The sequence below is a fragment of the Rhizobium sp. SEMIA4064 genome, from assembly GCF_003025035.1.
Lineage (GTDB): Bacteria > Pseudomonadota > Alphaproteobacteria > Rhizobiales > Rhizobiaceae > Rhizobium > Rhizobium paranaense.
The window spans coordinates 1-15197 of record NZ_PYJN01000012.1; the positions used below are offsets into that span (position 1 = coordinate 1).

13 protein-coding genes and 2 pseudogenes are annotated in these 15197 nt (G+C 57.8%); 8 read left to right on the plus strand and 7 right to left on the minus strand.

The genetic code is table 11. The features are described from left to right. Window positions 1-192 precede the first annotated feature (192 nt). Entirely contained in the window at window positions 193-1020 is an 828-nt protein-coding gene (locus C9E91_RS06485; protein ID WP_107107550.1) for a bifunctional allantoicase/(S)-ureidoglycine aminohydrolase, read from the minus strand. 723 nt (window positions 1021-1743) lie between these two features. Between C9E91_RS06485 and C9E91_RS06490 the strand changes: the two are divergent. Beyond that, window positions 1744-2834: pseudogene (locus C9E91_RS06490) on the plus strand (porin). A gap of 151 nt (window positions 2835-2985) precedes the next feature. Here the strand turns inward: C9E91_RS06490 and C9E91_RS06495 are convergent. Continuing rightward, window positions 2986-3597, minus strand: coding sequence for a TetR family transcriptional regulator (locus C9E91_RS06495; protein ID WP_107107552.1), 612 nt, complete (start codon window positions 3595-3597; stop codon window positions 2986-2988). Window positions 3598-3838: 241 nt separating this feature from the next. Next, the gene (locus tag C9E91_RS06500) at window positions 3839-5053 is read right to left on the minus strand and encodes an ROK family protein (RefSeq protein ID WP_107107553.1); all 1215 of its coding nucleotides are present in this window, start codon (window positions 5051-5053) and stop codon (window positions 3839-3841) included. Between the two features lie 193 nt (window positions 5054-5246). Here C9E91_RS06500 and C9E91_RS06505 point away from each other — a divergent pair, with 193 nt between their 5' ends. From C9E91_RS06505 to C9E91_RS06525, 5 genes are all read left to right on the plus strand, one after another. After that, window positions 5247-6521 carry an ABC transporter substrate-binding protein gene (locus tag C9E91_RS06505; protein ID WP_107107554.1) on the plus strand — a complete coding sequence of 425 codons (1275 nt, stop codon included), beginning with the start codon at window positions 5247-5249 and terminating at the stop codon, window positions 6519-6521. 69 nt (window positions 6522-6590) lie between these two features. After that, complete coding sequence (locus tag C9E91_RS06510) at window positions 6591-7475, plus strand: carbohydrate ABC transporter permease (RefSeq protein ID WP_107107555.1); 885 nt, start codon at window positions 6591-6593, stop codon at window positions 7473-7475. Next, window positions 7475-8326: a carbohydrate ABC transporter permease gene (locus C9E91_RS06515; RefSeq protein WP_107107556.1), complete on the plus strand. Its 852-nt coding sequence runs from the start codon at window positions 7475-7477 to the stop codon at window positions 8324-8326. Before C9E91_RS06510 ends, C9E91_RS06515 begins: the two co-directional genes overlap by 1 nt. 58 nt (window positions 8327-8384) lie before the next feature. Next, entirely contained in the window at window positions 8385-9530 is a 1146-nt protein-coding gene (locus C9E91_RS06520) for an ABC transporter ATP-binding protein (RefSeq protein ID WP_107107557.1), read from the plus strand. Window positions 9531-9547: 17 nt separating this feature from the next. Beyond that, window positions 9548-11689, plus strand: a complete 2142-nt coding sequence (locus C9E91_RS06525) for a beta-galactosidase (RefSeq protein ID WP_107107562.1) — start codon at window positions 9548-9550, stop codon at window positions 11687-11689. Between the two features lie 50 nt (window positions 11690-11739). Here C9E91_RS06525 and C9E91_RS06530 read toward each other — a convergent pair whose 3' ends face one another. The 3 genes from C9E91_RS06530 to C9E91_RS19745 form a co-directional block, all read right to left on the minus strand. After that, a complete protein-coding gene (locus C9E91_RS06530; protein WP_245407440.1) occupies window positions 11740-12756 on the minus strand; it encodes a PAS domain S-box protein in 1017 nt (338 codons plus the stop codon). A gap of 490 nt (window positions 12757-13246) precedes the next feature. After that, entirely contained in the window at window positions 13247-13864 is a 618-nt protein-coding gene (locus tag C9E91_RS06535; RefSeq protein ID WP_245407441.1) for a DUF4174 domain-containing protein, read from the minus strand. Beyond that, on the minus strand, window positions 13806-14027 hold the full coding sequence (locus C9E91_RS19745; RefSeq protein WP_107107560.1) for a hypothetical protein: 222 nt from the start codon (window positions 14025-14027) through the stop codon (window positions 13806-13808). Before C9E91_RS19745 ends, C9E91_RS06535 begins: the two co-directional genes overlap by 59 nt. A gap of 208 nt (window positions 14028-14235) precedes the next feature. On the opposite strand from C9E91_RS19745, the gene C9E91_RS06545 reads away from it, so the two are divergent. Then, the gene (locus C9E91_RS06545; protein ID WP_107107561.1) at window positions 14236-14568 is read left to right on the plus strand and encodes a four-helix bundle copper-binding protein; all 333 of its coding nucleotides are present in this window, start codon (window positions 14236-14238) and stop codon (window positions 14566-14568) included. Between the two features lie 11 nt (window positions 14569-14579). Further along, the gene (locus C9E91_RS19750; RefSeq protein WP_181316026.1) at window positions 14580-14744 is read left to right on the plus strand and encodes a hypothetical protein; all 165 of its coding nucleotides are present in this window, start codon (window positions 14580-14582) and stop codon (window positions 14742-14744) included. A 49-nt stretch (window positions 14745-14793) separates the two neighbouring features. Here the strand turns inward: C9E91_RS19750 and C9E91_RS06550 are convergent. Further along, window positions 14794-15197, minus strand: a pseudogene (locus C9E91_RS06550) (DNA topoisomerase IB); the annotation flags it as partial.

The following is a 15197-nucleotide window of genomic DNA, read 5'->3' on the forward strand; positions in this document are numbered from 1 at the left end:
GCCGGATTGTCGACCTTGATCGCATTCGAGGGATCGGCTTCGATCCAGTCGCCGCCGACCAATGCGGCCTGCCGGAACAATGTTGCGTCTTTCAAATCCATGACTGTCTCCTGCCGACGGTAGAAAGCGGGCGTTTCGCCCGCTCTCAAGGGTAACGCTTAAGGCGCGATAATCGGATGTCACATGCAGTCTTTAATACCGCGACAACTTCATATGGCGATTGACATCCTTATAAAGGAGATAGCGGAACTTCCCTGGCCCGCCTGCGTAGCAGGCCTGAGGGCAGAAGGCGCGCAGCCACATGAAGTCGCCAGCCTCGACTTCCACCCAATCTTGATTCAGCCGGTAGACGGCTTTGCCCTCGAGTACGTAGAGACCGTGCTCCATCACATGGGTTTCTGCAAAGGGGATGACGGCACCTGGTTCAAAGGTGACGATCGTGACATGCATGTCGTGGCGCAGGTCCAACGGATCGACGAATCGGGTCGTTGCCCATTTCCCCTCCGTTCCAGGCATCGGTGTGGGTGCGATTTCCTGTTCATTGGTGAAAATCGGTTCTGGCGCATCCAAGCCCGGGACGGCCTCATAGGCCTTGCGGACCCAGTGGAACCGCGCGGTGACAGATCCGCGATTGCGAAGCCGCCAACCGGACGAAGGCGGCAAGAAGGCGAAGCCGCCGGGATGGAGCACATGAACGTCTCCCCCCAGTTCGACCGTCACCTCTCCTTCTACAATGAAGAGCGCGCCTTCGGCATGCGGGTCCAATTCCGGCTGATCGCTGCCGCCCCCTGGGGCGACCTCCATGATGTATTGCGAGAAGGTTTCCGCAAAGCCGGAAAGCGGGCGCGAGAGCACCCAAAGGCGTGTTCCGTCCCAGAAGGGCAGATAGCTTGTGACGATGTCCATCATCACGCCTTTGGGGATCACGGCATAGGCTTCGGTAAAGACCGCGCGGCCGGTTAGGAGTTCCGTCTGCTTCGGAGCGCCGCCCGCCGGCGCGAAATAGGTTGGTTTTGTCACTTTGGCCTCCGCGAAATATGGCGCTCATGATCCTGCCTGATCGATGGCATCAGGGTAGGGCGAACATGGTATCGGTTTGCCCATATCAAACGGGTTTGTCCAGCCTTTGACGGTCTTGCAACAAGCTTTCGACCGGACTGCGACTGCAGCCCTCCTTCTCTCGTAACCGCCCTTACGAATACCTTTTGCCATCCCATGGGCAAGGCATCTGTAAGCTGGGACTGACGGCGGCCCGAACCTGTCGCCAGCTATTCGTAGCAACAGATCTGCATTCTTGGTGGGAAAATCTTATCGCAGCACCCACCTTGGACAACCCGTGGAGGCAGTGGAAGCAATGAATTCACAGCCGTAAGAGGATCAATTCCCACAATAACTCGACTCAAAATGATAATAGTACCTTACCATATGAACCCTACTGATAAGTATTGTAACTGGAATATGTATAGTTATACGTACAGCCTGTATGTTTATGAATATTTCTGACGCCAAATTAGGACTTATATATTCGATTATTCTTAATTTACTGATGTATTTCTGCATCTATGACGGATTTATGTCGGCAATTTTCTTGTATTTGCCCAAATACTATATTGGCTCCGGTGCTTCTCTGGCTATCTTGCGGCCGGAAGTTCACAAACTTTCGATTATAGGGAACAGCCGGATGAATGAACGTAACGGACAGGCTCCGGGTCGTTCCGATCAGGCACATAGATTGGAGAAAAAATGAACATCAAGGCCTTCTGATCAGTTCTGCTGCCGCGCTAGCCGCAGTTTCCAGCGCGCACGCAGCTGATGCTGTCGTCGCTGCCGAACCGGAGCCCCTTCAGTATGTTCGCATTTGCGACGCCTATGGCGCGGGATATTTCTTCATTCCGGGTACCGAAACTTGCTTGAAGATCGGCGGCCAAGTTCGCACCGAAGGCGAGTGGTACGATGCCTATAGCCCGACGAACAAGACCGGCACATTGTGGCATACCCGCGCTGAACTCAATCTCGATACCGCAACGGATACCGAATACGGCCCGCTGAAGACCAACATGGTACTGCGTTGGGACTGGAGCGAAGGCAATTCGACGACCACCAAACTGCTGTTTGCCAATATCAGCCTCGGTGGCTTCACGGTCGGTAAGGCAGACTCGCAGTACAATTCGTACATCGGCTACGCCGGCGACGTCATCAACGACGACGTGATCTATGATGGTCCGTACGAACTCAACCAGATCACCTACAACTACGACGCCGGCAACGGTTTCACGGCTGTGGTCTCGGTTGAAGACTCCAACTCCAGCGGCTCGGGTGCATCCTATGGTTCGAGCTGGTGGAGCGATGACAAGGCGGATCACTACGCTCCGGACGCCGTTGCTGGTGCTGGCTTCAAGTCCGGCATCTGGGGTGTCAAGGTCGTCGGCGGTTACGACTCGATCGTCGAAGAAGGCGCTATCAAGGCTCGTGTCGACGCCGACTTCGGCGCCTTCTCGGCCTTCTTGATGGGCGGCTGGAACACGGACGGCGACAAGCTCAACAAGTACGCCGGTACCAACCTGGACCGCTCTGCTTGCCCGGCAGGTCGTCCTGATCTTTGCGGCTGGGGCGACTGGGCTGTTTGGGGTGGCGTTGGCGTTCCGATCAACGACAAGCTGAAGTGGAACCTGCAGCTCGCCTACACCGACTCCAAGATCTTCGCCGCTACGACGAACGTCAAGTGGAACCCGGTCAAGAACCTGCTAATCGAACCCGAAATCTCCTACACGGATTGGGATTCGGTCAATCAGGACCAGTGGGCCGGCATCCTGCGCTTCCAGCGTAGTTTCTAATCCGAAGTTATCCGGCCTCGTGCCGGGTAGAAGAAGCCTGCGGTTTCCAATCCCGCAGGCTTCTTACACTGATCGGTTGACCTCCGATCAAATACGGAAAGGGTTCGGTTTTCCCTACCGAATCCTTTCTAACTAAGCGCCTGTCTGGCCTCTAATGCGTCGGAAACCAGGTGGCGAGGATCATTTTGATGAGAGCCTGGCCGCAGGGAACCAATTGAAAGTCGCCTCTATCGAGAGCCCATTCTCCGACCAACCCTCCAATGATCGCGGTCAAAGCGGAAGCGGCGGTATCTGCCGTCCAAGGAGGAGGCAACGGCCTTATGGCGTCCATGGAATGAAAAATTCTCGCGAAGTGCTCCCGCATGTCATGGCGGAAGGAATCCCCGCTGCCTGCGACTTCCTCGCAAAATGCCATGTCGAGATACATGATGACTTTCAATAGGCCGCGTTTACGCGGTTCCTGCTGAAGCTCTGCGAATGTCGCCGAAATCGTCTCCGCCAGCAGTTCCAGCGGATTGGGTGCGTGTCCTTCCGCAATTCGCTCCGCAAGTTCCTTGAACGGCTGCTGCGCCTTATCGCGGATCGCAAACAACAGGCCTTGCTTGTTCTTGAAGTGCCAATGGACCGCTCCGCGCGTAACGCCTGCCGCCGTTGCTATTTCGTCCAGCGTGACATTTTCATAGCCGTTGTCGAGAAACAATGCTTCCGCCGCGCGCAATATCTCGCGTCTGGTTTCAGCAGCTTCCTCCTTTGTGCGTCTCATTTTTTTATTCCCCTCCTATTTCCGAGCTGCGCCCCTTCAGCCCTCCCACATAGTCATAACGTCGATAATTGTGCTTACAACACCGTTACCTGCGTGAAGCTTTTCCCCTGTTAATCTACGGCTGTTATTGCGCTCGGTCACTGGCGACCGCGAGAGCGGTCATTTTCGATCAAAACGGCCTGCTTGTTGGGGGTAGCAAGCTCGCAACCGGCATGTCGCGAACCTTTCCTGCAACAAGCGGCTAACCGGCGGATTTCTGTGTGCCGCCGGCGTATGTTCGGCCAATGTCGGTGAAGCCGCTCGACAATTCAAAATCGAACATCTTTTGGGTGACGAGCGCGGCCGCGCCGCGGGCCCAGGAGTTGTCTTCCCAGTCCGGAAGCAGGGGAGGGGCTGTTCTGAAGGTCCTGGCAGCCAGGGCATCCCGCAGTGGTCCGAGAAAATGGTCGCCAAACGAGACGGCTTCGCCGCCGGCAACGATGACTTCCGGATCCGTGATGTTGACGAGATTGGCGAGCGCAGTTCCGATACTTTTGCCGGAATGCTCGACAAGGGCGACCGCGGCCTCGTCGCCGGCAGCCAGCGCACTGCGGAGTTCGGGAAGGCCTTTGTCTTTGCCATACCCGGTTGCTTCGCGCCAGCGTCTCAAGATCGACACTTCGGAATGATAGGCCATGAGACAGCCGCGCTTGCCGCATTCGCATACGCGGCCATTTTCTTCATAAAGCGTATGGCCGAACTTGCCGGCCGCGCCATTTGCGCCGCGATAGAGCTTTCCCTCGATGACGAGCGCGCAGCTTATGCCGACACCCACTGCGAGGACGGCCATGTTGCGATGCTGTCTTCCCAACCCAAAAAGCTGCTGCGCAATGGCATAGGCGTTGGTGTCGTCTTCCAGCCAGACCGGTACGTTTGCGCGCGTTGCCACAAGCGAGGCGAGGGGAACATTGTCCCACTGGAAGCGATGACTGCGGACACACGCCGTCTGTTCATCGTTGATGACGCCCGGCATAGAAATGCCGATACCCGCGAGCTTGGCATGCGGGCGTCCGGCGAGCTTGACCATTTCAGGAACGGTGTTGGCGAGCAGGTCGGCGACATAGTCGGGCTCATGACCGGCAAGCGGTATGCGCATTGCCGCCAGGGGATTCGTCGCAAGGTCGGTTGTGACACATTCAACCGAATCCGTCATCAGCTTGAATCCAACCGCGAGCCCATGCTCGTAGTTGATCTGCACCGGGATTGGACGCCTGCCGGTAAGGCCGGTCACGGCCTGGCCTTCCACAACGATGCCTTCCTCACAGAGATCGCCGACAACGAAGGTCACGGCTGCAGGGCTTAGCCCTGTAATTGTTGCGATATCGGCGCGACTTCGCGGCCCCTCCATGCGCAAAAGATTGAGGATCAGGCGTCGATTTAGCGCCCTTGCCGTGCTCTGATCGCCCTTCAGCTTCACTTTTAGTTCCTTAATTTTGTAAATTAATTATTGCAGGCTCTATCGATCTATGCATAACTCCACCCGCCGATCAACTCCGGATGCGGTTTCCGCCCTGAGAATAAGCGACAAAATCGGCGCGTTAAATGCCTGACATGCATCTCGAGGGGAGAGCTTGCCAGGACGTGTTGATCGATCAACTGGGAGGAACTCTATGGTGCATTTCAAGCAAATCTTTCCATCCACTCGCCGCAACTTCCTGAAAGGCGCAGGTGCCGTATCGGCGGCAGCTCTGGCGGGCGGCCTGTCCGCGCCCGCAATTGCCCAGGCGCAGAAAGTCACGGTGATCTCGGCGGAAAACAATGCCGAGGCGCTTACGGTGCTGAAGACGATCGCAGAGAACTTCGGGAAGGAAGCCGGGGTCAGCGTCGTCATCAACAACATGGACCACGAGGCCCACAAGACGGCCATTCGTAACTACCTTGTTGCCGGCGCGCCCGACATTTGCACATGGTTTTCGGGCAATCGCATGCGTGCTTTCGTAAAGCGCGGCCTCTTCGACGATATTTCCGATCTGTTCGAAAAGGAAAAATACAAAGATGTGCTCGGCGCGACGACGGGAACGGTCACCGTCGATGGCAAGCAATATGGCCTGCCGACGGGCGGCACCCTTTGGGGGATGTTCTACCGCAAGGATGTGTTCGATCAGCATGGCCTGACTGTGCCGACGACGGCCGAGGAATTTGTGGCTTACGGCGACAAGTGCAAGGCGGCCGGTCTCACCCCGATCGCCATGGGAACCAAGGAACTCTGGCCGGCTGCCGGTTGGTTCGATCAGATGAACCTGCGTATCAATGGCCTCGACAAGCACATGGCGCTGATGAACGGCGAGATGAGCTATCTTGATCCATCCCTGAAGCCGGTTTTCGACCAATGGGAAGGGATGATCAATAAGGAGTTCTTCACCGCCAACCATACGTCGTTTGGCTGGCAGGAGGCCGCAGCGCTGCTCGCCCAGAAAAAGGCCGGCATGATGAATCTCGGCGCCTTCCTAAAGTCCGCCTTCACCGCCGAGGATCTGCCGCAACTGTCTTATGCCACTTTCCCGGTTCTGGACACGAAGGTCGGTCACTTCGAAGAGTTCTCGGTCAATTCGATCCACATTCCTGCGAACGCGAAGAACAAGCAGGGCGCTCGCGAATTCCTCGCCTATTTCTACAAGCCGGAAAATCTCGCGGCCTATCTGGAGCCCGGCGGAAACGTGCCGCCGCGCAACGATCTTCCGCCCAGCAAGGACCCGCTCGTCAACGTAGCAGTCGAGACGTTGAAGAAGCTACAGGGTGCTTCTCAGTATTACGACCGCGACAGCGACCCCGATATGGCTCAGGCCGGCCTCGTCGGCTTCCAGGAATTCATGGCGAAGCCCGATCGGCGCGACTCCATTCTTCAGCGCCTCGAAGGCACCCGCAAGCGCATCTACAAACTCTAGTTCTCCTCCCGGTGCCCGGGGAGCGGAAGCGCGCTTCCGCTCCCTCATAACTCCAATGAGGCTCTGGATATGTTGATGATTTGGCGCCGCCAACGTTGGTGGCTCACTCCCACTTTGCTTATCGCACCGGCGATCCTGCTCTTTTTCACGGTCATCCTGCTCTCGGCCGTGCGGAGCGTCTGGATCAGTTTTCACGAGTGGGACGGTTTCGGCCCGATGAACTGGGTCGGTTTTGGAAATTACATCGAGCTTTTCAACGACCCGCAGTTTTACGTTTCGCTGAAGAACAACCTCATCTGGCTGATCATGTTCATGGCCGCACCGCCGCTTGGGCTCGCCATAGCGTTGCTGGTCAATCAGAAAATAAGGGGTATGCGCTTCCTGAAGTCCCTGTTCTTCATCCCGCTTGTGCTGGCTTCGGTCACGGTGGGGGTCGTGTTCACATGGGTCTATACGCCGGAGTTCGGACTTCTGGCCCTGATCTTCAAGGCATTCGGCGCAACCGCCCCGGCGGTTCTTTCCGACGAGCACTTTGTGACATTTGCGATCGTCATCGCAGCGCTTTGGCCGCAGGTTACTTTCTGCATGGTGCTCTATCTCGCCGGCCTGAACAATCTGAGCGAGGAGCTCATAGGCGCAGGCCGCGTGGACGGGGCGAGGGGATGGAACATGTTGTGGCACATCGTCCTGCCGCAACTGACGCAAGTAACCTTCATTGCCATCGCGGTGACAGTCGTCGGTGCGCTTCGGTCCTTTGACATGATCTCCGTGATGACGGCCGGAGGCCCGTTCGGATCGTCCTCGGTGCTGGCCTATCAGATGTACGAGCAGTCGATCTTCTCTTACCGCTTCGGCTACGGCGCGGCGATCGCATCCGTTCTTTTCGTGATCATGGCCGTCTTCATCACCTGGTACCTTTCGCGCATCATTCGCACAGAAGAGAGAGGTGGCTGATGTATCCTCGCCCTATTCCGGAAACAGCCATCTGGCAGCGACGGTTTTATGTCCTGGCGGTGCTGCTTGTCCTCCTTCTCTGGCTCTGCCCTCTGTTTGCGATCGTCCTGACGTCGTTCCGTTCAACGACCGATGTCATGAGCGGCAATCTGTGGGGCTGGCCGACCGAACTCGGTGTGGTCGACAACTACACGGCGGTCTTCACGCAGACCCCGATGGCCCAGTATTTCCTGAACAGTCTGACGATCACCATTCCCTCGGTAATCGGTGTCCTGGTTCTGAGCACGCTCGCGGGCTTCGTTCTCTCCCGCTATCGCTTTCCGGGCAATATGCTGATCTTTGCGCTCTTCGTTGGCGGCAATTTCCTGCCGCACCAGATCATGATGATCCCGGTGCGCGATCTTATGGTGCGGCTGAATCTGATAGACACGACGACAGCGCTGATCATCTTCCATGTTGCCTTCCAGACAGGATTTGCGACGCTCTTCATGCGGAACTTTATCGCCGCCTTGCCTGACGAACTCTTTCAGGCGGCCCGCGCGGAAGGGGCAACCCCTTTCCAGACGCTCATCCATGTTGCCGTGCCACTGGTCCGGCCAGCCCTTGCGGCATTGGCCATTCTGATCTTCACCTTCATCTGGAACGACTATTTCTGGGCGGTGGTGCTGACGGTCAGCGACTCGGTGAAGCCCGTGACTGCCGGTCTTGCCAATCTGCGCGGAGAATGGGTTTCGGCATGGAACCTCATTTCGGCAGGCACGATCGTCGTCGCCGTGCCGCCCGTCATCATGTTCTTCCTCATGCAGCGCCATTTCATCGCTGGTCTCACCATGGGGGCCGTCAAAGGATGAACAAAGAGGCATTTCCTTTCCCAAAATCCAGAATTCCAACAGCAGAGAGCCAGGAAGCATGACCAGCCTCGAACTGCGACAGATCAACAAGAATTACGGTGGATACCACGCCTTGCGCGGGATCGACCTTGCCGTCGAGCAGGGGGAGTTCATCGTCATGGTCGGGCCTTCGGGCTGCGGCAAGTCGACCCTCCTCAAGACGATCGCCGGCCTCGAAGGGATTTCGTCCGGCCAGATCATGATCAATGGCCGCGACGTCAGCAAGGAAGAGCCGGGGGATCGTGGCATTGCCATGGTCTTCCAGTCCTATGCGCTTTACCCGCATATGACCGTGGCGGAGAACATGGGGTTTGGCTTGCGCATGGCCAAACGACCCAAGGCCGAAATCGATGCCGCCGTTGCGCGCGCCGCCAAGATCCTGCGCATCACCGATCAGCTTGAGAAACGGCCGAAGCAACTGTCGGGCGGCCAACGGCAACGTGTTGCCATCGGCCGTGCCATCACCCGTTCTCCGGATGTGTTCCTCTTCGATGAACCGCTTTCGAATCTCGATGCGGCGTTGAGGACCCAGATGCGCGTCGAGCTGAGCAGTCTGCACGCAGAACTCGGTGCGACCATGGTCTACGTGACCCACGATCAGGTGGAAGCCATGACCATGGCGAGCCGTATCGTGGTGCTGAACCAAGGCGTGATCGAGCAGGTGGGCTCACCGCTGGAACTCTACAGAAATCCCGAAAATCTCTTCGTCGCGGGTTTCCTTGGAGCTCCGAGAATGAACTTCCTTGCCGTAACCGTGGACGAGGTCTCCGGCCGGGACGTTCGGGTCTCCGCGCCCGGCATCATCCCGTTGACGGTTGAATTGTCGGATGGAGTGGCGCCGCAAAAGGGCGCCGACCTGACGCTCGGTGTTCGGCCGGAAAACATATCGATCGTCACCGATGTCGCACATGGCGGTGCGATCGAAGGGCAGGTGCAACTGGTCGAGCACCTCGGTCGTGAGACCATCCTCTACGTTGACGCGGGCAGCCTGCGCACCATCGCGTCGGAAAGCGGCACCGGAAATATCACCGTGCAGCTCAGCTACGTCGCTCCCTTCACATCCGGCCAAGCAGTGGCACTGAAGCTCGACGCCAAAGAGCTTTATCTCTTCTCATCCAATGGCGGACGCACGATCAGCGCCCGCAAAACGATCATCGACAAATGAATTCGGGAAATAAGACCGTGTCTGACAAGAACATTGCTAAGACCCCATCCGCTTGGAATACCGTCAAGACCGACCGCTTTCTCGTCGGCGCTCCCCACTATCCCGAGCATGTCGACGAGAGCTATTGGGAGCGCGATGCCGAGCGCATGGCGAAGGCAGGTTTCAACGTCGTGAGAATGGCGGAATTTGCCTGGCATATTCTCGAGCCCAGGTTCGGCACCTTTGATTTCGATCTGTTCGACCGCGCCATAGCCATGCTCGGGCGGTACGGGATCGATACGATCATGTGCACGCCGACGGCCACGCCGCCGCGCTGGCTGACGGTTGCCCATCCCGAGATCCTGCGCGTTGACGCCAAGGGCCGTCCGATGAGCCACGGATCGCGTCAACACTGCGATACGGCAAGTCCCGTATTCCGCGAACACAGCCGCCGCATCACCCGGGCGATGGCCGAACACTATCGCGACAACCCGCATGTTGTCGGCTGGCAGACCGACAATGAACTGAACACGAGCATGCCGGAGAGCTACTCGAAGGCGACGTTGAGCGAATTCCAGATTTTTCTCGCCGAGAAATACGGCACTATCAGCAAGCTGAACGCGGTATGGGGCGGCGATTTCTGGGCAACTGCCTATGACAGTTTCAACCAGGTTGTGCTTCCGATCGAATTCGGCCCGACCTTCCCCAGCCCCGGCCATGTGCAGGACTACCATCGCTTCCTTGCATTTGCGACGGCGCGGTTTCAGCACGATCAGGTCGAGATCTTGCGGGCCGCGAACCCATCATGGTTCGTCTTCCACAACCTTGGCGGCCTGCGGGATATCGATTTCCGCGGTCAGTTCACCACCGATCTCGATTTCGTCGGCTACGACATTTATCCGATGCTCTACGACGAGTTTCAGCGCATCGGAAACCACGCAAAGGTCCAGGCCCTGCACCTCGATATATGCCGCGGCTTTTCGGGTAACTATATCGTGCCGGAGCAACAGTCCGGCTTTGGCAGTCAGCCGGGCTTCTGCACGCTGACACCGGAGCCGGGCGAGCTTCGGCGCATGGCCATGTCATCGGTCGCGCATGGGGCTGACGGACTGATGTTCTTCCGCTGGCGTCCAGCCCATTTCGGTGCCGAGATCTACTGGATGGGTATCATCGACCATGACGACGTCGGCCGTCATCGCTATGACGAAGCCAAGCAGTTCGCGACCGAAATGACGGCGCTGAAGGACAAGATCCTTGGCACATACGTACGCATGGATGTGGGCATTGCCGGTTCGGACTTCGACAATCAGGAAGCCCATAAGACCTACTCGATTGGACTGCCAAGCCCCCAGGACGAGGCGGTTCTCCTGCACCAGTATTGCTATGATCGCGGCATCGCCTGCGGCTTCATTCATCCCGAGGATGATCTTTCGAAGCTGAAGCTGTTCTACGTTCCGCATTGGGTGATGTGGAAGGATGAATGGACTGACAAACTTCAGGCCTTCGCGGAGCAGGGTGGCACGGTCGTTATCGGCGCACGCACGGGCACGCGGGACGAGAACAATCACGTCATCAGGCAGACTGCCCCCGGTGCGTCCCTTTCCAAGCTCGCTGGCGTGCGCGTCGAGGATTTCGGCCGTCTTGCCGCACCCGGCGCAAGCGGATTGTTCGACGTGATGGAGCGCTCGGGTGGCCTGGTAGTGCCGCCAAACAGGCCCGCTGAATCGCAGCGCAGGACGCGCCGTTTCAAGATCGGCAACCAGGAACTGACTGCCGGACATTTCTACGAAAACCTCGCCGTCGACGCGGATACCGAGATCGTCGCCGCCTGGTCCAATCGTTATGCGGACGGTCAGCCGATGGCGACCTCTCGCAAGGTCGGCAAGGGGCAAGTCGTCTATCTCGGCACCTATCTCACGCCCGAACTGACGGCTGCGCTATCCGAACGGCTGTTCCCGGCGGCAGATGTTCAGCCGCTTGTGGACGACCTTCCGGCTGGCGTCGAGGTCACTATGCGCATGAACGAGGAACGTAGGCTGCTGTTCGTCCAAAACTACACCGATCAGCCCACAAGCCTCGTTGTGCCCCGCGGCAATAACCTGCTCGACAACGGAAAGGCCGTCGCCGGCGGGCTTGATCTCGATGGCTATGGCTGCGCAATCATCGAATTGGAACGCTGAGCAGGGGCGCCGGCAGACTAGCCGATCAGGACGCACGGGAAGCGGTGATGTCAGCGAGTCAGGTTCTCCAGCGGAACCCGCAAATGAATGCGAAGCCCTTCCGGCCTCCATTCCCGTGTGATCGATCCCCTGAGCGAGCCTTCGACGGTCACTCGTTCAAGCTGGGATCCGAAGCCGGTGCTTTCTCCAGGTGACGTAACGGCTGGGCCGCCAGTTTCCGTCCAGATCAGGCTGAGTTCGCCGTCCGTTACAAGGTCGATCCTGATTTGCCCCTGCGGGAGGGAAAGTGCTCCGTATTTGATCGCGTTGGTGGCGAATTCATGTAGCAGCAACGCGAGCGATGTCAGCGCGAAGCCTCCAATCGGGGCATCCGAGCCGTGAATCTGTATCCGCTGCCGATCGTCCTCCCGATGAACGGCAAGAACCGCGTCAAAGAGGGAAAGGAGAGTGGTCGACGGTCGAGCGGTTACATCTCCGGAAAGATCCGGCAATGTCAGTTCATGAACGCGAGCCAAGGAAACGATCCGTCTGCGCAGATTGTCGGCAAGATCCTGCGCGCTTGTAGCCGATCGCAGGCTCATCGTGATCAGTGCATTGGTGATTGCGAACATGTTCTTGATGCGATGGTTCATCTCGCGCAGGAGCAGCGTCTGGCGTTCGCGCTCACGTTTGCGCTCGGAAATGTCCCGCGCGATTTTCGACGCTCCGATGATCGACCCGTCCTCGTTGCGGATCGGCGATACAGTGAGGGAGACATCGACAAGGCTTCCATCCTTGCGCCGGCGCACCGTCTCGTAGTGATCGACCCGTTCGCCTCGGCGGATTCGCCCGATGATCGTTGTCTCCTCGTGGAGCCGCTCATCAGGGATCAGAATGGTGATTGGCTGGCCAATCATTTCTGCCGGCGTAAATCCGAAGAGGCGTACGGCGCCGCTGTTCCAGCTCGTGATGATGCCGCCAAGGGTCTTGCTGATGATCGCATCATCGGAGTTTTCGACGATGGCGGCCAGCCAGCCATCCGCCGAAGGCGCATGCGATCCATATTGCTGGGTGAGATTCTCGCTCAAGCTTCTACTCGGAGTGGGTTCTCCTTCATTGGATGCCTCCTCCGAATCCAGTGACACGGAGACCAAAGAGCCCGTTTCGTCAGCGGCCCTAGCCTTCCCTTTCCCCATCATCATCTCCCGGAAAGCACAGGTTACAATGAACCCATCCTCTCCATCTGCCGGCTTGTAGTCAAACCCGGCCTGCTGCCGTGTTCGGCATCGAGACCGCGTGCATTCGGCACCTCGGTTGCGTCGGTCGGCCGCTCATCCGGCCCTTTCGCAATCCCAATCCCGTAAATTGCAGATCGATGCGAAGGACTTTGGCGACCGCACGATTTTCTCATATGGTTCGGGAACCTTCAACGTGGCTGTAGGTTCGAAAGCCGGATCGCGTGGAATTTGTCCCTTCTGCTAATGCCCCATCGCCGTCTGCGCGGTCCACCTCTCCTTTCAAAACTCGCCATGTGAAAGCGGACGCGGCCGCCAAACGCCTATCGCTCGCCGTTTCGAATTATGACGTCGACGGCGGGAGCTTGTCGAGGACACCCAGGATGACGGTTGCCGGCAGAGGCGCATGGGATCTGAGTTTGGTCATGCCATCCAATCCGACCAATACCATTTCGAATTCGTCGTCCGACGGGCCTTGCAGATCGCGTCGAATATCGTCGGCGTCGAGTTCGTACGGCTCCTCGAAAAGCTGAAAGACCCCGCCACCGGCGACCCTCAGCACGGTCACGTCATGATCGGTCAGGTTCTTTTCATGATGCAGAAGCTCCTCCTCCTGCCTTATGGGCCGGTCATCATTGGAACCTTCGAAGAGTACGAGGACGTTGCACCTGTTGCGAAACGATGCGAGGCTCGGACAAGGATCACGTAATTTGTCGTCCGCTCCAGCGAATTCTCTGAAAAGCGACCTGAGCATCGGAAATTCTCCTTTTGGAAGGGTGGCGCGGCATCGCTGAGTAAAAATCAGGCCATTGGCGCCAGAGATATAAATCCGCCAGCGGCGCGTCTTGTTCCGCCGGCTCGTCTCTCGGATCGCGGCCGATCGCGATAGGTCACGCCTCGCATTAAATCTGTCCTTGAAGGTTGAGGCTGCCGCGCATGCACGCAACGCGTCGCTCGGCATCGGTTATGTCATGGGCCCAAAAGCTGAAGCTGAAGATCCGGCCATCGAACTCGTATTCAGCGAGGAAACGAAACATATGTTGTCCAAAATCATCGACGATACGAAATTCGGCCTCCGGATTGCTCTCCTCCCGCCAAGCCTTCGAAAACTTGATAACGGTCATCACCGAAACTCCTGTTCCATCCAGACCATTCGACCAAACCCATGAGGGAGCCGTTTGTTGCGTGTGGACGCGACAAGCGGGGAAACCGGCGATTTCGGCTGCATGGATCGCGATCAAAAGGCCGAGGGCCGGGAACAATGGCGGGCCTGCCGGCTTAGGCCCGGTAGTCATGACGAAGCTTGAGACGCAACAGCCCAGGGAGACGACAATGCATTTGGATAGCAAAACACAGCAATGCGTCGAGAACTGCCTGCGCTGCTACAGCGTTTGCCTGTCCACGGCGATGAACCATTGCCTGGAAGTCGGTGGCGAACATACCAAACCCCAGCATTTCAGGCTGATGATGGCGTGCGCGGAGATATGCCGCACGTCAGCGCATTTCATGATGATCGGCTCAAGGCACCATTCGCATGTCTGCCGCGAATGCGCGGAAATCTGCAGCGAATGCGCTGTGGATTGCGAGCGGATCGGCGATATGGCGGAGTGCGTGGATGCCTGCCGCAAGTGCGCCGAGACCTGCCTGCAGATGGCGGCGGCGTAAGAGAGGCAGAAATGAACGACGATGAGACCGATCAGAAGCGGGTGGAACCTCCGACATTTGCAGCTCAGGATGTTCGCCAGGGCGAGATTATCCTGAAGCGCCACTGGCAGCGCCTGGTTTTCATCGGAGGCTTGCTGGCCGCGGTTCTCGTGATCTTGCTGCTGCGATTTGCCTGAGATGCCACGAATGTCGCGGTCACCTGCGATCGGATAGATAGACTACTGGTCACTCCAGCTCTTCCAGCCAGCGCAGCACCGCTACCTCGTCTTCATCCAACCATTTCAGAATGCTGGATCTTTTCCTCACCTTCGTCTTGGCGATCTTCGCCAGGCTGCCGTCCTCGAAACCTTCGAACACGCCCGGATGTATGTAGGATCCTCGGCAGACGGCCCGTGTATTCACCAGTTTCGCGGCCACTCTGTCGACGATCTCGTTTATCTGCCTTGCCCGCCCGGCGGCACTGCTGCCGGGCTCGATGATCGCCAAAGCCGAAGCCTCCATACGCGTGGCACCCCAGATCCGGAATTGCCGCGAGCTGAAGTCGCCGGCCGCGGCCTCCCGAATATAGGCGTTGACGTCTTGCGAGCGGATCGGATGGAGAGCGCCGTCTTCATCGAGGTACTGGAACA